20 protein-coding genes and 1 tRNA gene are annotated in these 22,765 nt (G+C 59.2%); 8 read left to right on the top strand and 13 right to left on the bottom strand.

Annotated elements, in window-relative coordinates:
• Positions 1-91: 91 nt before the first annotated feature.
• From BSF44_RS17160 to queA, 6 genes are all read right to left on the bottom strand, one after another.
• Complete coding sequence (locus BSF44_RS17160; protein ID WP_056721275.1) at positions 92-643, bottom strand: glycine zipper 2TM domain-containing protein; 552 nt, start codon at positions 641-643, stop codon at positions 92-94.
• Positions 644-764: 121 nt separating this feature from the next.
• Positions 765-1,679 (bottom strand): protein translocase subunit SecF, encoded by a 915-nt coding sequence (gene secF, locus BSF44_RS17155; RefSeq protein WP_095944518.1) that lies wholly within the window; start codon positions 1,677-1,679, stop codon positions 765-767.
• A gap of 9 nt (positions 1,680-1,688) precedes the next feature.
• Positions 1,689-3,557 (bottom strand): protein translocase subunit SecD, encoded by a 1,869-nt coding sequence (gene secD, locus BSF44_RS17150; protein ID WP_095944517.1) that lies wholly within the window; start codon positions 3,555-3,557, stop codon positions 1,689-1,691.
• Between the two features lie 64 nt (positions 3,558-3,621).
• Positions 3,622-3,957 (bottom strand): preprotein translocase subunit YajC, encoded by a 336-nt coding sequence (gene yajC / locus BSF44_RS17145; RefSeq protein WP_007982729.1) that lies wholly within the window; start codon positions 3,955-3,957, stop codon positions 3,622-3,624.
• Positions 3,958-4,000: 43 nt separating this feature from the next.
• A complete protein-coding gene (gene tgt, locus BSF44_RS17140; protein ID WP_172435360.1) occupies positions 4,001-5,116 on the bottom strand; it encodes a tRNA guanosine(34) transglycosylase Tgt in 1,116 nt (371 codons plus the stop codon).
• Between the two features lie 14 nt (positions 5,117-5,130).
• Positions 5,131-6,195, bottom strand: a complete 1,065-nt coding sequence (gene queA / locus BSF44_RS17135) for a tRNA preQ1(34) S-adenosylmethionine ribosyltransferase-isomerase QueA (protein WP_056721282.1) — start codon at positions 6,193-6,195, stop codon at positions 5,131-5,133.
• 108 nt (positions 6,196-6,303) lie between these two features.
• On the opposite strand from queA, the gene BSF44_RS17130 reads away from it, so the two are divergent.
• Both BSF44_RS17130 and BSF44_RS17125 read left to right on the top strand, forming a co-directional pair.
• A tRNA-Leu gene (locus tag BSF44_RS17130) sits at positions 6,304-6,388 on the top strand.
• Positions 6,389-6,544: 156 nt separating this feature from the next.
• Positions 6,545-6,874 (top strand): hypothetical protein, encoded by a 330-nt coding sequence (locus tag BSF44_RS17125; protein ID WP_095944515.1) that lies wholly within the window; start codon positions 6,545-6,547, stop codon positions 6,872-6,874.
• A gap of 78 nt (positions 6,875-6,952) precedes the next feature.
• Here BSF44_RS17125 and BSF44_RS17120 read toward each other — a convergent pair whose 3' ends face one another.
• The 3 genes from BSF44_RS17120 to BSF44_RS17110 form a co-directional block, all read right to left on the bottom strand.
• Positions 6,953-8,155, bottom strand: coding sequence for a hypothetical protein (locus BSF44_RS17120; protein WP_095944514.1), 1,203 nt, complete (start codon positions 8,153-8,155; stop codon positions 6,953-6,955).
• 287 nt (positions 8,156-8,442) lie between these two features.
• The gene (locus BSF44_RS17115; RefSeq protein ID WP_095944513.1) at positions 8,443-8,940 is read right to left on the bottom strand and encodes a DUF4411 family protein; all 498 of its coding nucleotides are present in this window, start codon (positions 8,938-8,940) and stop codon (positions 8,443-8,445) included.
• Positions 8,937-10,073 carry an XRE family transcriptional regulator gene (locus tag BSF44_RS17110; protein ID WP_095944512.1) on the bottom strand — a complete coding sequence of 379 codons (1,137 nt, stop codon included), beginning with the start codon at positions 10,071-10,073 and terminating at the stop codon, positions 8,937-8,939. Before BSF44_RS17110 ends, BSF44_RS17115 begins: the two co-directional genes overlap by 4 nt.
• A 691-nt stretch (positions 10,074-10,764) precedes the next feature.
• On the opposite strand from BSF44_RS17110, the gene BSF44_RS17105 reads away from it, so the two are divergent.
• On the top strand, positions 10,765-11,079 hold the full coding sequence (locus tag BSF44_RS17105; protein ID WP_095944511.1) for a DUF3077 domain-containing protein: 315 nt from the start codon (positions 10,765-10,767) through the stop codon (positions 11,077-11,079).
• 299 nt (positions 11,080-11,378) lie between these two features.
• On the opposite strand, the gene BSF44_RS17100 is transcribed toward BSF44_RS17105, so the two are convergent.
• The gene (locus BSF44_RS17100) at positions 11,379-11,639 is read right to left on the bottom strand and encodes a DUF6429 family protein (RefSeq protein ID WP_095944524.1); all 261 of its coding nucleotides are present in this window, start codon (positions 11,637-11,639) and stop codon (positions 11,379-11,381) included.
• A 670-nt stretch (positions 11,640-12,309) separates the two neighbouring features.
• Between BSF44_RS17100 and BSF44_RS17095 the strand changes: the two genes are divergently transcribed.
• From BSF44_RS17095 to BSF44_RS17075, 5 genes are all read left to right on the top strand, one after another.
• On the top strand, positions 12,310-12,786 hold the full coding sequence (locus BSF44_RS17095; protein WP_095944510.1) for a formate dehydrogenase subunit gamma: 477 nt from the start codon (positions 12,310-12,312) through the stop codon (positions 12,784-12,786).
• Positions 12,786-14,345 carry an NADH-quinone oxidoreductase subunit NuoF gene (locus BSF44_RS17090; protein WP_095944509.1) on the top strand — a complete coding sequence of 520 codons (1,560 nt, stop codon included), beginning with the start codon at positions 12,786-12,788 and terminating at the stop codon, positions 14,343-14,345. The genes BSF44_RS17095 and BSF44_RS17090 overlap by 1 nt, the downstream gene beginning before the upstream one ends.
• A complete protein-coding gene (fdhF, locus tag BSF44_RS17085; protein ID WP_095944508.1) occupies positions 14,342-17,224 on the top strand; it encodes a formate dehydrogenase subunit alpha in 2,883 nt (960 codons plus the stop codon). The genes BSF44_RS17090 and fdhF overlap by 4 nt, the downstream gene beginning before the upstream one ends.
• A complete protein-coding gene (locus tag BSF44_RS17080; RefSeq protein ID WP_095944507.1) occupies positions 17,221-17,442 on the top strand; it encodes a formate dehydrogenase subunit delta in 222 nt (73 codons plus the stop codon). Before fdhF ends, BSF44_RS17080 begins: the two co-directional genes overlap by 4 nt.
• A 123-nt stretch (positions 17,443-17,565) precedes the next feature.
• The gene (locus BSF44_RS17075; protein ID WP_095944506.1) at positions 17,566-18,606 is read left to right on the top strand and encodes a DMT family transporter; all 1,041 of its coding nucleotides are present in this window, start codon (positions 17,566-17,568) and stop codon (positions 18,604-18,606) included.
• Positions 18,607-18,652: 46 nt separating this feature from the next.
• On the opposite strand, the gene BSF44_RS17070 is transcribed toward BSF44_RS17075, so the two are convergent.
• From BSF44_RS17070 to BSF44_RS17055, 3 genes are all read right to left on the bottom strand, one after another.
• Complete coding sequence (locus tag BSF44_RS17070) at positions 18,653-19,000, bottom strand: potassium channel family protein (RefSeq protein WP_095944505.1); 348 nt, start codon at positions 18,998-19,000, stop codon at positions 18,653-18,655.
• 314 nt (positions 19,001-19,314) lie between these two features.
• Positions 19,315-20,958: a fatty acid--CoA ligase gene (locus BSF44_RS17060; protein WP_095944503.1), complete on the bottom strand. Its 1,644-nt coding sequence runs from the start codon at positions 20,956-20,958 to the stop codon at positions 19,315-19,317.
• A gap of 24 nt (positions 20,959-20,982) precedes the next feature.
• Entirely contained in the window at positions 20,983-22,761 is a 1,779-nt protein-coding gene (locus tag BSF44_RS17055; protein WP_095944502.1) for an acyl-CoA dehydrogenase C-terminal domain-containing protein, read from the bottom strand.
• Positions 22,762-22,765: the final 4 nt, after the last annotated feature.

The following is a 22,765-nucleotide window of genomic DNA, read 5'->3' as shown; positions in this document are numbered from 1 at the left end:
CGCTCCTACAGTGGGGTTGTGGTGGTGCATAAATCACGAGCACAAAAAAAGCACCCCGCAGGGTGCTTCTTTTTTATCCAGCATCAGCAGATCACTGAGCCGCCTGATTCTCAGACAGGATCAACTTGCCTTCCTTATCCACCGGAATCTGGTTGCCTGGATCACGATCCATGCGCACTTTGCCTTCCTTGCCGTCCAGCGAATACCGCACGTCGTAACCTACAACCTTGTCACTGATGTCGTTGACCGTGTTGCAGCGGGTCTGGGTCGTGGTGTAGGTGTCACGCTCTTGCATGCCTTCCTGCACCTTGTTGCCGGCGTAACCACCACCGACAGCACCCGCGACCGTGGCGATCTTCTTGCCGCTGCCGCCACCGATCTGGTTACCCAGCAGACCACCTGCCAATGCACCGACCACCGTACCGGCGATCTGGTGTTGATCTTTCACCGGCGCCTGCCGGGTGACCGCTACATCCTTGCACACTTCACGTGGAGTCTTGATTTGTGTCTTGACCGGCTCAACGGCTAGAACCTGAGCAAACTCAGGACCGCTTTGTTTAACCAGGCTGTAGGTGGCCACAGCACCCCCGGCAGTTACACCGACAGCACCCAGTACAGCACCAACCAGCATCGACTTGTTCACATGAACCTCCTGGACCATCACATGCGGAACATGTCCGCGCTTCTCCCTGCCTTGGAGCACAAAAAAAGGCGCGAGTTCAACTCGCGCCTTTTTTGGACTACATCGCTTAAAGACTTTGCCTTCAAGGACGGTCGTCGACTTCCTTCTCGGTATTGACCGGAGGAATCAGGTCTTCCGTGCTCAGGTTCAGCCAGATCAGCACCACGTTCGCGATGTAGATCGACGAGTAAGTACCCGCCAGAACACCGATGAACAGGGCGATGGAGAAGCCGAACAGGTTGTCGCCACCAAAGAACAACAGGGCCGCGATCGCCAGCAAAGTGGAGATCGAAGTCGCCATGGTCCGCAGCAGGGTTTGCGTGGTCGAGATGTTGATGTTCTCGATCAGGCTGGCCTTGCGCAGTACACGGAAGTTCTCGCGAACCCGGTCGAATACCACGATGGTGTCGTTGAGCGAGTAACCGATGATCGCCAGTACCGCCGCCAGCACCGTCAGATCGAAGGTGATCTGGAAGAACGACAGGATACCGATGGTCACGATCACGTCGTGGATCAGGGACACGATTGCACCGACCGCAAACTTCCACTGAAAGCGGAAAGCCAGGTAGATCAGGATGCCGCCCAGCGCCATCAGCATGCCGAGGCCGCCCTGGTCGCGCAGTTCTTCACCCACCTGCGGGCCGACGAACTCGACACGCTTGACCGTCGCCGGGTTCTCGCCGCCGACCTTCTGCAAGGCTTCGGCGACCTGGTGACCCAGTTGCGGGTCTTCGCCAGGCATGCGCACCAGCAGGTCGGTGGTCGCACCGAAGTTCTGCACGATGGCTTCGTGATAACCCGCGGTCACCAACTGCTCACGCACCTTGGTGACGTCGGCCGGACGCTCGTAGGTCAGCTCGATGAGCGTACCGCCGGTGAAGTCCAGGCCCCAGTTCATGCCCTTATGGAAAACACTGAAGATTGCCAGTGCGGTAAGGAACAATGTGACGCCGAACGCGAAGTTGCGAACGCCCATGAAGTTGATTGTACGTAACATGGCAGCCCCTTAAATCCACAACTTCTTGAAGTCACGACCGCCGAAGATCAGGTTGACCATCGCGCGGGTCACCATGATGGCCGTGAACATCGAGGTAAAGATCCCGAGGGACATGGTCACTGCGAAGCCCTTGACGGGACCTGTGCCCATGGCAAAGAGGATGCCGCCGACCAACAGTGTTGTCAGGTTGGCGTCGAGAATCGCGGTGAATGCCCGGCCGAAGCCTTCGTTGATTGCGCGCTGCACGGTCATGCCGGCGGCGATCTCTTCACGGATCCGCGAGAAGATCAGCACGTTGGCGTCGACCGCCATACCCATGGTCAACACGATACCGGCGATACCCGGCAGGGTCAGCGTTGCACCCAGCAGCGACATCAGGGCCAGCAGCATCACCATGTTCACCGCCAGCGCGACGGTGGCGATGAGGCCGAAGAAGCGGTAGATGGCCATGATGAACAGCGAGACGAACAGCATGCCCCACAGCGAAGCATCGATACCCTTGGTGATGTTGTCGGCACCCAGGCTTGGACCGATGGTGCGCTCTTCAGCAAAGTACATCGGTGCGGCCAGGCCACCGGCACGAAGCAGCAGCGCCAGCTCGGACGACTCGCCCTGGCCGTTCAGGCCAGTGATGCGGAACTGAGCACCCAGCGGCGACTGAATGGTCGCCAGGCTGATGATCTTCTTCTCTTCCTTGAAGGTCTGGACCGGCACGTCTTTCTCGACACCGTTGACCATCTGCTTGGTGTAGGTGGTCACCGGACGCTGCTCGATGAAGATCACCGCCATGCTGCGACCGACGTTCGAACGGGTCGCACGGCTCATCAGCTCGCCGCCGTGACCGTCCAGACGGATGTTCACTTCCGGAGTACCGTGCTCGCCAAAACCTGCCTTGGCGTCGGTTACCTGGTCACCGGTGATGATCAGGCCACGCTCGATCAGTGCCGGAGGACGGTTGCCCTCACGGAACTCGAAGGATTCGGAAGTGGCTTTCGAAGCGCCAGGCTCAGCGGCCAGACGGAACTCGAGGTTGGCCGTCTTGCCGAGGATACGCTTGGCTTCGGCGGTGTCCTGCACGCCCGGCAGCTCAACCACGATGCGGTTGGCGCCCTGACGCTGGACGATCGGTTCGGCAACACCCAGCTCGTTGACGCGGTTACGTACCGTGGTCAAGTTCTGCTTGATGGAGTATTCACGGATTTCCGCCAGCTTGGCCGGGGTCATCGCCAGACGCAGCACCGGTTGACCATTGAGGTCGGCCGGAACAATGTCGAAATCGTTGAAGTTCTTGCGAATGATCGAACGGGCCTGTTCGCGGGTCGCTTCATCAGAGAAGCCCAGCTGAATGGCACCATCGAGTTGCGGCAGGCTGCGATAACGCAGTTTTTCTTTGCGCAGCAGGCTCTTGACGTCGCCTTCGTAGACTTTCAGGCGCGCGTCGAGGGCTTTGTCCATGTCCACTTCCAGCAGGAAGTGCACACCACCGGACAAGTCCAGACCCAGCTTCATCGGGTGCGCGGCGAGGCTGCGCAGCCATTGCGGGGTGGTTTGTGCCAGGTTCAATGCAACGACGTAGTCATCACCCAACGCCTTGCGTACAACGTCCTTGGCCGGCAGCTGGTCTTCAGCCTTGGTCAGGCGAATCAGGCCGCCCTTGCCGTTGGCGGCCAGGGTGGCAGCCTTGACGTTGATCCCGGATTCCTTGAGCGCAGCGCTCACGCGATCCAGATCAGCCTGATTGACCTGCAGCGCAGTGCTTGCACCGCTGACCTGAATGGCCGGGTCATCAGGATAAAGATTGGGAGCGGAATAAATCAGACCGACCGCCAGCACCGCCAGGATCAGAATGTATTTCCACAGAGGATATTTGTTCAGCATCACGCCGCCCGTTTATGACGCGGGGCGCCTTGCGCGCCCCGTCGATTGAATATGAAGTTGAAACTTAGATCGCTTTGAGCGTGCCTTTTGGCAGCGTGGCGGCGATGGCGCCTTTCTGGAACTTCATTTCGACGGTGTCGGAAACTTCCAGAACGACGAAATCGTCGGCCACTTTAGTGATCTTGCCGGCGATGCCGCCGGTGGTCACGACTTCGTCGCCTTTCTGCAGGCTGCTCAGCAGATTCTTCTGCTCTTTGGCGCGCTTGGCCTGTGGACGCCAGATCATCAGGTAGAAGATGACCAGGAAACCGACCAGGAAAATCCACTCGAAACCGCCGCCCATTGGGCCGGCAGCAGGTGCAGCGGCGTCAGCCATGGCATTAGAGATAAAAAAGCTCATTTAGCACTCCAGTTGCAAATGTTGAATCTTGGGGTCAGAAAACTCAGTCCAAAGGCGGAACAGGTAACCCGCGTTTGGCGTAGAAGGCATCGACAAAGGCGGCCAATGTACCCTGTTGAATAGCCTCGCGCAAACCAGCCATAAGCACTTGATAATGACGCAAGTTATGGATGGTATTGAGCATGCTTCCCAGCATTTCGCCGCACTTGTCCAGGTGATGCAGATAAGCGCGGGAGAAGTTCTGGCAGGTATAGCAATCGCAGGTCGGATCGAGCGGCGAATCATCATGGCGATGGAACGCGTTACGGATCTTCAGCACGCCGGTATCGATGAACAGATGCCCGTTGCGGGCATTACGGGTTGGCATCACGCAATCGAACATGTCCACACCGCGGCGCACACCCTCAACCAAGTCTTCCGGTTTGCCAACGCCCATAAGGTAACGAGGTTTGTCAGCCGGCATCATGCCCGGCAGGTAATCCAGCACCTTGATCATTTCATGCTTGGGCTCGCCCACCGACAGACCGCCAATGGCCAGGCCGTCGAAGCCGATCTGGTCGAGGCCTTCCAGGGAGCGCATGCGCAAGTCCTGGTGCATGCCGCCCTGTACGATGCCGAACAGCGCCGCCGTGTTGTCGCCATGGGCTTCTTTCGAACGCTTGGCCCAACGCAGGGACAATTCCATCGATACGCGGGCAACGTCTTCGTCGGCCGGGTACGGCGTGCATTCGTCGAAAATCATCACGATGTCGGAGCCCAGGTCACGCTGGACCTGCATCGACTCTTCCGGGCCCATGAACACCTTGGCGCCGTCGACCGGGGAAGCGAAAGTCACGCCCTCCTCCTTGATCTTGCGCATGGCGCCCAGGCTGAACACCTGAAAACCGCCGGAGTCGGTCAGGATCGGGCCTTTCCACTGCATGAAATCGTGCAGGTCGCCGTGCTTCTTGATCACTTCCGTGCCCGGGCGCAGCCACAGGTGGAAAGTGTTGCCCAGAATGATTTCAGCGCCAGTCGCCTCGATATCCCGTGGCAGCATGCCCTTGACCGTGCCGTAAGTGCCCACCGGCATGAAGGCCGGGGTCTCGACGGTACCGCGCGGGAAGGTCAAACGACCGCGACGAGCCTTGCCATCAGTGGCCAGCAGCTCGAAAGACATACGACAGGTGCGACTCATACTGTTTCCTCTGGGCCCGATTCTTTAGGGGCAGTCGGCGCAGGATTACGCGTGATGAACATCGCATCACCGTAGCTGAAAAAGCGGTAACCGTTGTCCACGGCGGCCTTGTAGGCGGCCATGGTCTCGGGATAACCGGCGAACGCCGAAACCAGCATCAACAGCGTGGATTCGGGCAAATGGAAGTTGGTGACCAGGGCATCGACCACGTGAAACGGCCGACCAGGATAAATGAAAATATCTGTATCGCCGCTGAACGGCTTGAGCACGCCATCGCGGGCGGCGCTTTCCAGGGAACGCACACTGGTGGTCCCCACCGCCACCACGCGACCACCGCGAGCGCGGCAGGCGGCAACGGCATCGACCACGTCCTGGCCAACTTCCAGCCATTCGCTGTGCATATGGTGGTCTTCAAGCTTCTCGACGCGTACCGGCTGGAAGGTGCCAGCGCCGACGTGCAGGGTCACGAACGCAGTCTCGACGCCCTTGGCGGCAATCGCCTCCATCAGCACCTGATCGAAATGCAGCCCCGCCGTCGGCGCCGCCACCGCGCCCAGACGCTCGGCGTAGACGGTCTGGTAACGCTCGCGGTCGGCGCCTTCATCCGGGCGGTCTATATAAGGAGGCAGCGGCATGTGCCCGACACGGTCGAGCAGCGGCAACACCTCCTCGGCAAACCCCAGCTCGAACAACGCATCGTGCCGCGCCAGCATCTCGGCCTCGCCACCGCCGTCGATGAGAATCTTCGACCCAGGCTTGGGCGACTTGCTGGACCGCACATGGGCCAGCACGCGATGACTGTCGAGCACCCGCTCCACCAGGATTTCCAGCTTGCCGCCGGAAGCCTTCTGGCCAAACAGCCGCGCCGGAATCACCCGGGTATTGTTGAACACCATCAAGTCGCCGGGGCGCAAATGCTCCAGCAAATCAGTGAATTGACGGTGTGCCAGAGCGCCGCTGACCCCATCCAGGGTCAACAGGCGACTATTGCGCCGCTCGGCCAGCGGATGGCGGGCGATCAGCGAATCAGGGAGCTCGAAGGTAAAGTCAGCAACGCGCATGATGGGGTGTCGTCTAGCAGGGCCGGGAAGTCTAGCGGAAATATCAAAAATTCTCCATGTACCTGATTGACCAGCGGTTATCTCATCTCTATACTTCGCCGCCATTGAGCCCTGATGGCGGAATTGGTAGACGCGGCGGATTCAAAATCCGTTTTCGAAAGGAGTGGGAGTTCGAGTCTCCCTCGGGGCACCAAAATTAAGAAAGGTCTTGCTTTGCAAGGCCTTTTTTTTTCGCCTATAGAAAAGCACCTGACACCCCCGCTGTCCCTGTGGGAGCCAGCCTGCTGGCGATGCTTTTGCCCCTTCAACACCAGCCGCACCGCCGGAACATTTCACAAGGATTCCCCCCATGGAATTGCACCTGGAAACCGTCGCCCTCTTCTCCCTCAAACTGGCTTATGAGTCGGAAGATTCAAGCCCGATTTTGCGTGATGATCTGGTGATGGGTGACTACCAGCGGGATGTGTTTGAGTTGCTGGTGCGGTGGGGGGATGTCAAGACGATTCAGTTGAAAGTGGATGAGTGTGTGGGGTTGGCGCTGGAGGCCATTGGTGGCGTGGATAAGCCGTTGGGGCGGGAGTTGCGGAGGTTGGCGGGTGAATTTGCCAGTGTTCAGATGATGGAGCAGCTTGATGCCCCGCTCATCGCGCTCAAGGACTATCTGAAAGCTATTCAATGAATGAAGGCCGACGATTAAAAAAGTAATAATAGATCCGCCCCATTTTTCTTCATTCAAACCCGCGGGGCAAATCCTGCGTCAACGCGTAAGTTGCAAAGTAGGTAGAGGATGAACACGTACCTGCGACCATTCAACCATACGACGAACAGCTTCCGCCCATACGTCTTTTGCAGACCTGTCATTAGCTAAATGCAACCGTGGAGGCATACGGCTGACCTTGCTGTTATTTGTGATCAGGCATAGTTTTGTGTACGCGGGCAAGCGATGAAGCGATGCGCCACGCAGGGCGGTGGGGCACATCAACAATAGGTCACCGAAAGTAAACAGCTGATACGCCTCAACTTGCACCCTATTGTCGGGACGTAGTCTGGTATGCCATTGCAGGGAGTCTATATCGCCAAGCCTCACCTGCTCGTCGAGAATGAAGTTTGTGGTCTGCATCTGGCGAATTTCCAACTTCCCGGCCACGACGTAGGTAATGCTCGACATCGCCCCACGGGAAGCCAGCAGATATGCCATGAAGAGTGCAAGGATGCACAGCCCGGCGATGAATACCCTTCGATAAATATCGCCATTTAGCAAGTAAAATAACAATGCGGGAACCAGACTCAGTGCCAAAGTACAAATAGAAAACACGGCAACGAAATTAACTGCCACCTCATCGTCTTGCCCCACATAGCTGTTAAGAATGAGTAAGAGGGGAAGTGATCCGGAGATCACCGTCAACACCAGCATGACTGCGATAGGCACATATATTTTCCTGCGCGCACCCAAGGGAGCACCTGCCGCGATGAGTACTCGCAACGTGGGGATTCTTGATATGCCAAGAAACGTAACCACGATGACCAACGCTACGATAGATAATGCTTCGCCAGTATTCACACGACCGCTGAAATAAAACACAAGCAGGACAAAAGCGGTAAGCCCGACCACCACCGGCACCACCAGCCACAGCCCGACGACTCTGGTCCTGCGACGATGCCGAGATATCAATGATATCGATGAGGCGAACAACCAAGAACAAGTCATCAATACGCAGAGCTGCAACACCATGATGAACACTACGCATATCATCCATACAAGCAACGCTGACTTCGAGTCCAGCGTCGACATGAAGATGTCTACACGGCCAATCGCCAGCGTGTAAATGTACAGACTGAGCACCCCAAAGCCAGTACTGAGAAAGATCATCAAAACACTGATGGGCGACCAGTACTGAAATATCCGTTTGAGCCATTTCCTGCTGAAGCTGGGGAAGGTCAAATCTGCTGTCCCTGTCATGACATATCCTTAAATTAGACGCTGTTTTCAGTTACCGTAGAAGGAGCAGACTAGAGCAAGAACTTCCATTAACTTCCGACTATCCATACACCAAACAAAGTAAAGCAATGCACAACTTGATAAAACATCAAAAAACCCTAGCCACCTATCAAACCGACCACCAATTTCATATGCGACGCTTGGAGAAAAAGGAGGTAGAAAAAAAAGCGAAAAATAAGTGCTGAGATCTACTTTCACTCACTCCGCTAAAAACTCCAAGCCCAAACGACTTGAGCAAGTCATTTATTTTAAGAAGACAACACAAACCTTGCTTCAAGCCTATGCAACAACTCAAACGTATTCAAAAAAGGAACATTGAGCTCCTGACAAATATTGGGAATGATGAATTTTCGTTTAGCGTCGCGATTCAGTACCTCATGAGTAACGACTGTAGCCCCTGTAGTCATCGCTTTCGCAATTAACCAAGGGTCAGCACCCGCTAAGAACTCCTCCATAGCACCTATTTTCATCTTAGGTGCCTGGCCAGCCACAAGCCTCGCAATTTGCGCGAACGCCAGTTGCGTATCCTGATCGGTGGTGGAGTGAAAGAAATCGGAATTGTCCTTCGCCCAACCTGCCAGATCGTCATGCCCTTTTGTTAACTCATCCATTACAGGTGCAATGCTGGCTAAAGCCAATGCTTTATTTTTAAGTAATAACCAATGCCAAAATCCAGGACAGATAGCCATCCCGTAGTAACGGTTCTTCGCTTCGATCAGTGTGTTAGCGTCGAGTAAATGATTCATTCCGTAATCTTGCTGGCGAGAGTTCTTAATTTGGCAGGTTGCACGCCGAGCAAGTGTCCCGCCTCGCGCAGCAGCATCCGGCCACTCATTGCTTCAGTCAGCACTGCCTTGCTCAGACGGGGGCTGTTTTTCGCGGTAGCGTTACGGTAATAGTCACCCGCTCCACCTTTTTCATCCTGGAAAGCCTTGAGGATCCTTCGATAGTAAGCGCTGTATTGCGCTTGGCTTATATATCCAAGATCCAATGCGCGGCGACCGGTCGCCAATTTACTGATGTGAAACCGAGTGGCTAGCGGAGCTAAATTGTCTTGCCAGTCAACATCTACGCTCCACAGGGCGCGGAATTGGGCTTCAGGAGCCAGAAACTCACCTGCAACTGCATTGCAGAAACGCTCCTCGTCTCGACCATTTGCGGTATTTCCATCAGACACTCCACTGCTACCAATCCAGATATGGGCCAGCTCGTGAAGTAAGGTGAACAGCCTGGCGGTGGGAGCGTCGGAGCTGTTGATAAATACGACGGGGGCGTAGGCATTGCTGATGGCAAAACCCCGAAATTCGCTCACTTCCAGTTTGCGGTGAGTGTTCCCTAGCGCGATGCCACTGCGCATAACCAAAATGCCAGCCGTTTCTGCTGCCTCGATCAAGGCGCGGCTATATTTTTCGTAATCCAGTCGAGCAATGTCAGGGTTCACGCCGAGGACCCGGCGGATATCGTCCACCACCTCTCTGACTTGAGATTGACTACTGAAGCGACCTACAAATGCCAGCGGTTGATGCTCCTGGTGTTGCAGATACTCCAAGTACCAGTCCTGCTTACGTATGGCATCCCTTACAGTGTCCAACAGTTCCAAAGTGGGACGTTGAGGAGCAATCCCTCCCACTGTCCGCAGATCAGGTAAAGGCAGTTGCTCGACGGGAGGCTGCTGTAGAAACAGGAATCCGAAAGGGATGTGAGCGACACTCGCCCATTTTTGAGCCTGAAGGAATGTTGGCTTGGTCTCGCCAGCCTCCCATTCCTGTACTCGATCAGGTTTCACTGGTAGCTTTTTAGCAACCTGCTCAGTGGACAGACCTGCGCGCTCCCGAGACCAGGTGAGCAGGCTTGGATTGACGAAGGCGGCTTGACTCATAGGGTCGCAGGCAAATCAGATGGGTTCAGTAACCGTTCAAGAGCATCCTTGGCAGATGCGTCCGACTGAAGCTGGTTCCCGCTATCTGGCATTGCCTTTCTCCTTGGCTATTGAATATCTGGTAACAGCGTCTACAGATTAGTAGAGAAGCGGAGCTACCGAAGGTAGAAGCGGGCGAGTATGAGGTAAATCCGCAACGACCCGAAGCGCAAATATGTAACCCGCGGACAGATGGCATTGCCCTTTTGCCAGCCCGCCGCCACGACCTCCTAATGCAAACATCCGCCCTGATCGCCCACATCATCACCCAGCGTCTCGACGGTTGCAGGAAAAGGATCTGGACGATAACCTTCCAACGTCGCTGCCAATTCAGCGGCCGGGCTTGGTAACCCGAGGTAAATCACTGCGCAACAGTGCCATGCGTTCGCAGGCGCTTTTTTTCGCCTGCGATCTGCGTTATGGCGGCTGTGCGTGGGACGTCTTCGGACGTGCCGGTTTCCTTGATTTCCCGGTTTACCAACCTGCGCACAGCTGCCACCCATTCGCTTGGTAACGAATTGTGGCAGCTCTTCAAATTAAGGAGCTTCGCAATGCGCAGTATGAATCCGTTTGAAATTTGGCTTTTCCCTCTACGCAATTCCCAATCGCGTAACACCCTCCCCCATTGCCTCTCCATCCTCGGAGGTGGCCAATGACTGAACAAACTGAACTCAAAACCATCGGCCTGACACCGGCCATCTACTGTGCGGATCAAGCGCTGTTTCATGTCACTCGCGGGGTTCCTCTCGGGGATGCGTTGTCCATGGCTTCTGATTTTTTGTTCCTGGCTAAAACGCTCACTGAAGATGCTACTTATGCCAGAGACACTGACCGGCATGCCTGGGCTGCGCATTATCTGACTTCGATGAGTAAGGCGTTGGTGGATGATGCGGTGAAGGTGCTGACGCGGGATCGGGTTTGCGCGCAGGTATCATCCAAGCGGGCGGGAGCGAAGGCTGAAGCTTAGTGTTTGAGGCCTGTGGGGAGGGGGTGACTTGCGATGGTGGTAGCTGATTCAGCATTTATGTTGGCTGGGCTGGCGCTATCGCGAGCAGGCTCGCTCCTACATGGATTGCGGTGGGCTGACGGGCATTGTTTGGCCCGGCTGGGTGACTGGGTTGTGATTGCGGTGCATCTTCAGCATTGATGGTGGTTGGGCTGGCGATTTCGCGAGCAGGCTCGCTCCTACAGTGCAAGAAATGGGGGCCGAGTAGTTTATGGATTTATTTTTGAGATCAATCCAACCATCGTGCCCGCAGTCTGAGGTCAGGTATCAGAGCTGGACTCAAGCTCGCCTTGAGTTTTCACGCCGAACAACCGGTCGGCTATCTGCCGACCGCGCTCCAACCCTTCCTCCGTTAACCAAACTGACTTGTTCCTGTTCACCGGATCGCTGATGAAACCCTGTTCATGCAATCGGCTCATGATTTCGAAGTCGAACCCTTTCCAGGTGTTGCCGCTGTCGGAACTAAAGGCTGCCAACAGGGCAAGCACGGCGTCTTGAATGAGTTTGTCGTCGTATTCCATGATCATTGTTCCGCTTATGTTTGATGGCTATCGTCGGGGCTGTGATGGGCGTTCCACTCCCCCTCTGAGTTGCATAAAAACATAAGAATAGTGCGTTCATCCAGGTAGCGTCGTTGAGTGGACTCACGCCTGCGACCGATTCAGCACAGGGGCTTTCTAGACTGCCGCTTTCGCGAGCAAGCCCGCTCCCACAGTGGGTGCAACAAGCTGTCTTGTTTGGGCCACGCGTGTGGGTGGGTTTGGGGCGCATCTTCGATATGGATGAGGGGTGGGCGGGCGCTATCGCCAGCAGGCTGGCTCCCACAGGGGTTAGTTGTGGTGACTGGCATTTGGGTGGTTGCTATACATCATCCATCGACAAGCCCTTCGGGCACTACGCCGGTGTGTGAACACCCCTTGCGGCGCTCATCTAGACTTAATGGATAGTCGTAGACAGAACCGAACACGTCGCTCTGGTGCGGCCGATTCAAGGGCCGCGTGGCAATCTGGCTTTTATGCCCCTATTGAGGTGCGGCGAAGACCGTGCCGGGCGCAACAAGATGCCCGCTCAGGGTGCCCTGGCCGACGGTCTGTAGATGCCACGATACCGTGACGTGGTGTAAATGCCGCAGCCGACACTTTCGGACAACCGACGACCGCCTGGTTTGTCCGTGACCGTGAGGATTGCTGAATGCCTGATGAGTTGTTGCACCTGCCTGTGGTCAACAGTCTGCTGGAGCGCCACAAGGGCTCTGCGGGTGCGCTGTTGCCCATTCTTCATGATATTCAGGAGCGCATCGGTTACATCCCCGATGTCGCCGTCCCCGAGATTGCCCATGCCCTTAACCTCAGCCAGGCCGAGGTTCGTGGGGTGATCAGTTTTTACCATGACTTCCGTACCGCGCCGCCCGCGCGGCATATCCTGCGGCTGTGCCGGGCCGAGTCGTGCCAGAGTCGTGGCGCCGAGCAGCTTGCGGCGCAGTTGCGCGAGCGTCTGCAACTGGACGATCACGGCAGCAGTGCCGATGGCAGCATCAGTTTGCGTCCGGTTTATTGCCTGGGTGCTTGTGCCTGTTCGCCGGCGCTGGAGCTGGATGGCCAGGTGCACGCGCGGCTCAGTGCCGAGCGGCTGGATGCGTTGCTCGATGCTTGCCGGGAGGACGCGTGATGCCGACTCTTTATCTGCCTTGTGATTCCCTTGCCCGTGCCGTGGGGGCCGATGAAGTGGCAGTGGCCCTGATCACTCAGGCCCGGGAACGTAATTTGCCGCTGGAATTGCAGCGCACCAGTTCTCGCGGTTTGTATTGGCTGGAACCGCTACTGGAAGTGGACAGCGCGCAAGGTCGTATTGGCTTTGGGCCGCTGACGGCTGACGATGTGCCGTCGGTGCTTGATGCGCTGCAAGGCGAGCCGTCCGCTCATCCACTGGCCTTGGGCCTGGTGGAAGAACTGCCTTATCTGAAGACTCAACAACGTCTGTTGTTTGCCCGCGCCGGCATCACCCGGCCGCTGTCCCTGGAGGATTACCGGGCCCACGGCGGTTTCGAGGGCTTGACCCAGGCCATCGCCATTGGCGGCGAGCAGACCGCGACGGCGGTGTTCGATTCGGGCCTGCGTGGCCGTGGCGGCGCGGCTTTCCCGGCCGGGATCAAATGGCGCACGGTGCGCGGCACTCAGGCTGCGCAGAAATACATTGTATGCAACGCCGACGAAGGCGACTCCGGCACTTTTGCCGACCGCATGCTGATGGAAGGCGACCCCTTCCTGCTGATCGAAGGCATGGCCATTGCCGGTCTCTGCGTCGGGGCCACTTACGGCTACATCTATGTGCGCTCGGAATATCCGGATGCCGTGGCCACTATGCGTGCAGCATTGAACATCGCCCGAGAAGCCGGTTACCTCGGCGCCAATGTCGGCGGCAGTGGCCTGGCCTTCGACATGGAAGTGCGCGTCGGTGCCGGTGCTTACATCTGCGGTGAAGAAACCGCGCTGCTGGACTCCCTCGAAGGCAAGCGCGGGATCGTCCGCGCCAAGCCGCCGATTCCGGCGTTGCAGGGGTTGTTCGGCCTGCCGACCCTGGTGCACAACGTGCTGACGTTGGCCTCGGTGCCGCTGATTCTGGCCAAGGGCGCGCAGTTCTATCGCGACTACGGCATGGGCCGCTCCCTGGGCACCATGCCCTTCCAGCTGGCGGGCAATGTGCGTCGCGGCGGTCTGGTGGAACGGGCCTTTGGCCTGACCTTGCGGGAGCTGGTGGAAGACTACGGTGGCGGAACTGCCAGTGGTCGGTCGCTGAAGGCTGCTCAGGTGGGCGGCCCGCTCGGCGCCTGGGTGCCGCCTTCGCAATTCGACACGCCGCTGGATTACGAAGCCTTTATGGCCATCGGCGCGATGCTCGGTCACGGTGGTGTGGTGGTGGCTGACGACACCCTGGACATGGCCCGCATGGCGCGCTTCGCCATGCAGTTCTGCGCCGAGGAATCCTGCGGCAAATGCACCCCGTGCCGCATCGGTTCGACCCGTGGCGTCGAGGTGATCGACCGCCTGTTGGCCGCGCCCGACCAGAACAGTCGCGATGAGCAGGTGATCATCCTCAAGGACCTGTGCGACACCCTGCAATACGGTTCGCTGTGCGCGTTGGGCGGCATGACGTCTTATCCCGTGGCCAGCGCCCTCAAGCACTTCCCCGCTGACTTCGGTCTGCAAGCCTCGGAGGCCGAACAATGATCACTCTCTTCGACCCGAAAACCGATATCGACCTGGGTACACCGGCCCGCGACAGTCAGGTGCAAGTCACCCTGAACATCGACGGCCGCAGCATCAGCGTGCCCGAAGGTACTTCGGTGATGCGTGCCGCTGCGCTGATGGGCACCACCATTCCCAAACTCTGTGCCACCGACAGCCTGGAAGCCTTCGGCTCCTGCCGCATGTGCCTGGTGGAGATCGACGGCATGCGCGGTTATCCGGCGTCCTGCACCACGCCGGTCAGCGAAGGCATGAGCGTGCATACCCAGACGCCAAAGCTCGCAACCCTGCGCCGCAATGTCATGGAGCTGTACATTTCCGATCACCCGCTGGACTGCCTGACCTGCTCGGCCAACGGCAACTGCGAGTTGCAAACCGTGGCCGGTCAGGTCGGCCTGCGGGAAGTGCGTTATGGCTATGAAGGCGAGAACCATCTGGAGGACGTGAAAGACACCTCCAACCCTTACTTCGACTACGACCCGAGCAAGTGCATCGTCTGCAACCGCTGCGTGCGCGCCTGTGAAGAAACCCAGGGTACTTTCGCCCTGACCATTACCGGGCGCGGTTTTGAATCCCGGGTGGCGGCCGCCGGTGGCGAGAACTTCCTCGACTCCGAATGCGTGTCCTGCGGCGCCTGTGTGCAAGCCTGCCCCACCGCGACCCTGATGGAAAAGAGCGTGGTCGAACTGGGCCAGCCCGAGCGCAGCGTGATCACCACTTGCGCCTATTGCGGTGTGGGCTGCTCGTTCCGTGCCGAGATGAAAGGCGACCAGCTGGTGCGCATGGTGCCGGACAAGAACGGCCAGGCCAACCACGGCCACTCTTGCGTCAAGGGGCGCTTTGCCTGGGGCTATGCGACCCACCCGGATCGCATCACCAAGCCGATGATCCGCAAACACATCAGCGACCCTTGGCAGGAAGTCAGCTGGGATGAAGCGGTGACCTACGCCGCCAGCGAATTCCGTCGGCTGCAGCAAAAATATGGCCGCGATTCCATTGGTGGCATCACCTCCAGCCGTTGCACCAACGAAGAAACCTACCTGGTGCAAAAACTGGTGCGCGCGGCCTTCGGCAACAACAACGTCGACACCTGTGCGCGGGTCTGCCACTCGCCGACCGGCTATGGCTTGAAGCAAACGTTGGGCGAGTCCGCCGGCACCCAGAGTTTCGACTCGGTGATGCAGGCCGACGTGATCCTGGTGATGGGCGCCAACCCCAGCGACGCCCACCCGGTGTTCGCTTCCCAACTCAAACGCCGCCTGCGTGAAGGCGCGCGGCTGATCGTCATCGACCCACGACGCATTGATCTGGTGGATACGGTGCATGCCCGCGCCGAGTATCACCTGGCCCTGCGCCCCGGTACCAACGTCGCCATGCTCAACGCCTTGGCTCATGTGATTGTCACTGAAGGACTGCTCAACCAGGCCTTTATCGACGCCCGTTGCGAGGGCAGCGATTTCGCGATCTGGAGTGAATTCGTCAGCCGTGCGGAAAACTCGCCGGAAGCCCTTGGCCCTGTCTGCGGTGTACCCGCTGCCGACATCCGTGCCGCTGCGCGCCTGTATGCCACCGGGGGCAATGCGGCGATCTACTACGGTTTGGGCGTCACCGAACACAGTCAGGGCAGCACCTCGGTGATGGGCATCGCCAACCTGGCCATGGCCACCGGCAACATCGGTCGCGAAGGCGTAGGCGTGAACCCGTTGCGTGGGCAGAACAACGTGCAGGGTTCCTGCGACATGGGCTCTTTCCCCCACGAGCTGCCCGGTTACCGGCATATTTCCAACGAAGTTGTGCGGGCGCAGTTTGAGCAAGCCTGGAACGTCACCCTGCAACCCGACCCGGGCCTGCGCATCCCCAACATGTTCGAGTCGGCCCTGGCCGGCAGTTTCAAGGGCCTGTATTGCCAGGGCGAAGACATCGCCCAGAGCGATCCGAATACCCAGCACGTCACCGCGGCCTTGTCGGCGATGGAATGCATAGTGGTACAGGACATTTTCCTCAACGAAACCGCCAAGTTCGCCCATGTGTTCCTGCCGGGCTGCTCGTTCCTGGAAAAAGACGGCACTTTCACCAACGCCGAGCGACGCATCTCCCGGGTGCGCAAGGTCATGGATCCGCTGGGCGGCAAGGCCGACTGGGAAGGCACGGTGGCCCTGGCCAATGCCCTCGGTTACCCGATGAACTACAGGCATCCGTCAGAAATCATGGATGAAATCGCCAGCCTCACGCCGACCTTCACCAACGTCAGCTACGCGGAACTTGAGCGCCACGGCAGCCTGCAATGGCCGTGCAACGCCGAAGCACCGGACGGCACGCCGACCATGCACATCGAAGAGTTTGTGCGCGGCAAGGGGCGCTTCATGCTCACCGGTTACGTGCCGACCGAGGAAAAGGTCAACGCTCGCTATCCGCTGCTGCTGACCACCGGGCGCATCCTCAGCCAGTACAACGTCGGTGCCCAGACCCGGCGTACCGACAACGTCGCCTGGCATGACGAAGACCGTCTGGAAATCCACCCGACCGATGCCGAGAGCCGTGGCATCAACGAAGGTGACTGGGTCGGCATCGGCAGCCGCGCCGGGCAGACTGTGCTGCGTGCGCGGATCACCGAACGGGTTGCCCCGGGTGTGGTGTACACCACGTTCCACTTCCCGGAATCGGGGGCCAACGTGATCACCACCGACAACTCCGACTGGGCCACCAACTGTCCGGAGTACAAGGTCACCGCCGTGGAAGTCAGCCGCGTTTATCACCCTTCGGAGTGGCAAAAACGCTTCCAGGCGTTCAGCGACGAACAACAGCGCCTGCTTGACGCTCGTCGCCAGGAACGCGGGACCAAAGCCGAGGTGCGCCGATGAGCACGGACAACCTGATCAAGATGGCCAACCAGATCGCCCAGTACTTCGCCAGCCAGCCGGACCAGCAACAAGCGGTGCTCAGCGTGCGCAATCATATGCAGATGTACTGGGCGCCGAGCATGCGCAGGGAGTTGCTGGCCTGGCAGACGAAGCATCAGGGGGCGGATTTGCACCCGCTGGTGCAGGCGGCGGTGACTGGGGCGGGTTGGGAGGCTTAGCCTGCTGGCTCCCACAGGGGGTTGTGTCAGGGGGGGTGTGTTGTGTGGGCAGGCCAGAGGCGCTCATTGGCGGCATTAAGCGTATCCTGTTCACGACCACCTCCCCTGAGCCCCGGAACCACAATGACCAAAAGCATTCTCTACGCCTTGGGCGCTGCTGCCTTGTTCGGCGCCAGCACGCCCTTGGCCAAGTGGCTAGGCTTGAACGTGTCCCCCATCCTCCTCGCCGGCCTGCTTTATCTGGGCAGCGGCATCGGGCTGACGCTAACCCGCCTGATCCGTGATCGTGGCTGGCGGCCGACAGGTCTGACAGCCCCTGAATGGCCGTGGTTCATCGGGGCCATTGTGTTCGGTGGCGTGCTGGGTCCGGTTTCATTGATGTTTGGACTCACCCTCACCTCTGGCACCACCGCATCACTGTTGCTGAACCTGGAAGCCGTGTTGACCGCACTGATGGCGTGGGTGGTCTTCAGGGAGAACGCTGACCGGCGCATTGTTGCGGGGATGGTGGCCATTGTTGCCGGGGGCGTGTTGTTGGCGTGGCCTCGCACTTCGGCAGAGGTTCAAGGCTGGTTGGGGCCTGTCGCGGTGGCGGTGGCGTGTTTTTGTTGGGCCATTGATAACAACCTCACCCGCAAGGTGTCTGCGTCGGATGCGTTGTTTATTGCCGGCACCAAAGGGCTGGTGGCAGGAGCCGTCAATTGCGCGCTGGGGATCGCGTTGGGTATGCACCTGCCAGAGTGGTCGCTTCTTGGGCCAACCCTGCTGGTGGGCTTTTTGGGGTATGGCGTCAGTCTGGTGCTGTTCGTCCTGGCGTTGCGGGGGCTTGGTACGGCGCGGACCGGGGCGTACTTTTCCACGGCGCCGTTCCTGGGAGCCGCGATAGCGATCCTGTTTTTCGGTGAAGCCGTGACGTGGGTGTTTTGGATCGCTGCCGGCCTGATGGGGCTGGGGGTCTGGATTCATCTGACCGAGAGTCACTCACACGAGCATCAGCACGAACCGCAAATCCACGACCACAAGCATGTCCACGATGAGCATCATCAGCATGAACATGCCTTTGAGTGGGACGGTGTGCAACCCCATAGCCATGTGCACCAACACTCACCGATCGTCCACAGTCACCCGCACTTTCCCGACATCCATCACCGGCACTCGCACTGAGCCCCGGAGGCTGCGGCCATTTAAACCGGCCGTAGCCATCACCGCCCTACTCCACGTCCCCCTTCCTCGTCGCCGTCACGGTCACTTCAATCGCCCGGACACTGATCGCCGCGAATGTCGCGGTCATCAGCACGCCGTTGAAACCCAGCAGGATCGCCAGCACTCGCGACACACCCAGTTTTGGTACCAGTTCTCCATAGCCGATGGTCAGCCCGGTCACGAAGGCAAAGTAGACACCTTCATCAGGGCTCCACCCTTCCAGCCGGGCGATGATGAGGCCAATCGCAACGATCACTAACAGCAGAATCGAGAAGATCGGCCACACCACTTTGAAGTAGAACCAGACGGCTTTGTAGAACTCGTGGCGAACGTTTGATGCATGGGCGAGGCTCATGGCATGGGCTTCCTGGGGTTTGATTGGCCGGCAATCGAATGCGCTGCGGTTCAATACCCCGTTCAGCTTGGCACAAGCGCTGAAAACCGCGACCGACGGGGCGTTATCTTTGGCGCGAACTATGACAAGGATGACGCCCCGCAAACTATCCAGAAACCGCCTGGCACCGGTGGATTTCTGTAGGAGCGAGCTCGTGATGGTCGTTAACGATAACGCTGTAAACCTGATAGCCCCCGGCGTTCTCAAGTCCATCGCGAGCAAGCTCGCTCCTACAGTTAAGTTGCGACCATCGGGGACGGTGGCAGGTTTATCCCTCAGTTCGCTTCCGTTTCCCGAATCAGCTTCTTGTTGATCTTGCCGACGCTGGTCTTGGGGATTTCGGTGACGAACTTGAACTGCTTGGGGATCGCCCATTTGTTGATGCGCCCGCCGTCGACGAAGACTTGCAAATGCACCTCCAGAATCTTGCGGTCCAGGTATTGCCCCGGTTCGCACACGACCATGGCCATCGGGCGTTCACCCCATTGTTCGTCGGCAATGCCCACCACGGCCACGGACATCACGCCCGGGTGTTCGCTGATCAGGCTTTCCAGTTCCAGGGAGCTGATCCACTCGCCGCCGGTCTTGATCACGTCCTTGATGCGGTCCTTGATTTCCACGCCGCCCAGTGGGTCGATCGAGGCCATGTCGCCGGTGTGCAGCCAGCCGTTGAGCCACAGCTGCGCGCCTTTGTCCGGGGCTTTCAGATAGCCCTGGGTCAGCCATGGCGCGCGCACCACGATCTCGCCCAGGGACTCGCCGTCATGGGCCACGTCATTGCCCTCGGCGTCGATGATCTTCAGGTCGACCAACGGCACCGGCGTACCGGTCTTGATGCGGATCGGCAGTTGCGCTTCGGTGGACAGCTGCAGGTCTTCATCGCGCAGGTAGGTCAGGCACAGCAACGGGCAGGTTTCGGACATGCCGTAACCGGCGTGCACCACCATGCCTTTGGCACTGGCTTCGCTGGCCACGCCCAGGGTCAGCGCGCTGCCGCCCAGGAGCATTTTCCAGCCGTCGAAGCGGGTCGCCTTGCCTTCCTCACAATGGAGGATCATCTGCAAAATGGTCGGCACGCAGTGGGAGAAGGTCACCTTCTCTTCGCGGTACAGCCTGACCAGGCTGTTGGGCTCGTAGCGGCCGGGGTAGACCTGCTTGATGCCCATCAGCGTCGCGACATACGGCACGCCCCACGCATGCACGTGGAACATCGGCGTGATCGGCATGTACACGTCGTCGGAACGCAGCAGCGGCTGGCCCTGATAGGCGCCCAGGGTGCCGACGGCATTCAGGGTGTGCAGCACCAACTGCCGGTGGGTGAAGTACACGCCTTTCGGGTCGCCGGTGGTGCCGGTGGTGTAGAACAGCGTGGCGACCGAGTTCTCGTCGAAATCGGGGAAGTCGTACTGGTCCGGGGCCAGGGACAGCAGGTGTTCGTACTCGCCCAGCACCGGCAGCGAGGTGGTGGTCGCCTCGTCATCGGTGAGCTGCAGGTAGCCTTTAACGGTTTCCAGCCGACCGTGGATCTGCTCGACCAGGGGCAGGAAATCATCATGCACCAGCACCAGGTCATCTTCGGCGTGGTTCATGGTGAACAGCACCTGCTCCGGCGACAGGCGAATGTTCACCGTGTGCAGCACCGCACCGATCATCGGCACGGCGAAGAAGCACTCCAGGTAACGGTGGCTGTCCCAGTCGAGCAGGGCCACGGTGTCACCGGCCTTGACCCCGGCCGCCGTCAGCGCATTGGCCAGGCGGCGGATACGCTTGTTGAGGGTCTGGTAGCTGTAGCGCAGCTTGTCGGCGTAGACGATTTCCCGGCCTGGCTCGTAGCGCACGCCGGACAGCAGCAATTGCTTGATCAGCAAGGGATAGGCATAAGCGCCGTCGGCGGGCGGAATTATTTTTGTCGCCATCATGATTAAGGTTCCTTGTCCTTTCGATCAGAACTGATCGGCTTGCAGCTCGTAGAGGCAGTCGCTGCCGGCCTTGGCCGATGCGCTCAACGAGTGGATACGCGGCAGCAACCGGGCGAAGTAGAAACGCGCGGTGGCCAGTTTGCTGGTGTAGAAATCGTCTTCGGCATCGCCGCTCATCACGGCCTTGGCCATGCGCGCCCACAGGTAGGCGTACGCGGTGTAGCCGAACACGTGCAGGTACTCGACCGAGGCCGCGCCGATTTCGTTCGGGTTGTTTTGGGCCCGGTCGAGCAGCCACGCGGTCAGGTCGTCGAGGGTGTCGACGGCGGCGTTCAACGGCTGGGTGAACTCGCCGAGATCCGCGCCAGCGCTGGCGGTGAATTCGCGGATTTCCGAAGCGAACAAGCGGTACAGCGCCCCGCCGCTGCCGACGATCTTGCGCCCGGCCAGGTCCAGGGACTGGATGCCGTTGGTGCCTTCGTAGATCTGGGTGATGCGCACGTCGCGCACCAGTTGTTCCTGGCCCCATTCGCGGATGTAGCCGTGGCCGCCGAAGACCTGCTGGCCGTGGATCGTGGTTTCCAGGCCCATGTCGGTGAGAAAGGCCTTGGCCACCGGGGTCAGCAGCGAGACCAGGTCCTGCGCGCGCTGGCGCGTCGGGGCGTCGTCGCTGTACTTGGCGATGTCCAGTTGCAGGGCCACGTAGCTGGAGAACGCACGGCCGCCTTCGTTCAAGGCTTTCATGGTCAGCAGCATGCGGCGCACGTCCGGGTGCACGATGATCGGGTCGGCCGCCTTGTCCTTGTGCTGCGCGCCGTTCGGTGCGCGGCTTTGCAGGCGGTCGCGGGCGTAGGCGACGGCGTTCTGGTACGAGCGCTCGCCCTGGGCCAGGCCTTGAATGCCTACGCCCAGACGCTCGTAGTTCATCATGGTGAACATGGCCGCCAGGCCTTTGTTCGGGGCGTCGACGATCCAGCCGGTGGCGCCGTCGAAGTTCATCACGCAGGTGGCGGAGGCCTTGATGCCCATCTTGTGTTCGATGGAGCCGCAGGACAGCGCGTTGTTTTCACCCAGCGAGCCGTCGGCGTTGACCAGCACTTTCGGCACCAGGAACAGCGAGATGCCTTTCGGCCCGGCCGGTGCATCGGGCAGACGCGCCAGCACCAGATGGATGATGTTTTCGGTCAGGTCGTGCTCGCCGCCGGTGATGAAAATCTTGCTGCCGCTGACCTTGTAACTGCCATCGGCCTGGGGTTCGGCCTTGGTGCGGATCAGGCCCAGGTCGGTACCGGAATGGGCTTCGGTCAGGCACATCGAACCGGTCCAGGTGCCGGCGTACATGTTCGGCAAATAGGTGGCTTTCAGTTCTTCACTGGCATGGGCCTTGATCGACAGGCAGGCGCCGGCGGTCAGCATCGGGTACAGGCCGAACGACAGGCTGGCCGAGTTGACCATCTCTTCGACCTGCGCGGAGATCGCCTTGGGCATGCCCATGCCGCCGTACTGCGGATCACCGCCGACACCCACCCAACCGCCTTCGGCGAAGGCTTGATAGGCCTGGGCAAAGCCGTCCGGGGCGCTGACCGCGCCGTCGTGCCAGGTGCAACCCTGTTCGTCGCTGGCGCGGTTCAGCGGCGCGATCACTTCGCCGCTGATCTTGCCGGCCTCTTCGAGGATGGCGGCGGCGGTCTCTTCATCGATCACGTCGGCCAGGCCGGGCAATTGCGCCCAGAGCCGGGACACCTGGAAAACCTCGTTGAGTACGAAGCGCATGTCGCGCAGGGGAGCTTTGTAATCAGACATCTTG

It is taken from the genome of Pseudomonas sp. ACN8, assembly GCF_002303925.1.
Lineage (GTDB): Bacteria > Pseudomonadota > Gammaproteobacteria > Pseudomonadales > Pseudomonadaceae > Aquipseudomonas.
The sequence above is the reverse complement of the archived record's forward strand: the minus strand, read 5'-3'. Positions and strand labels throughout refer to the sequence as shown.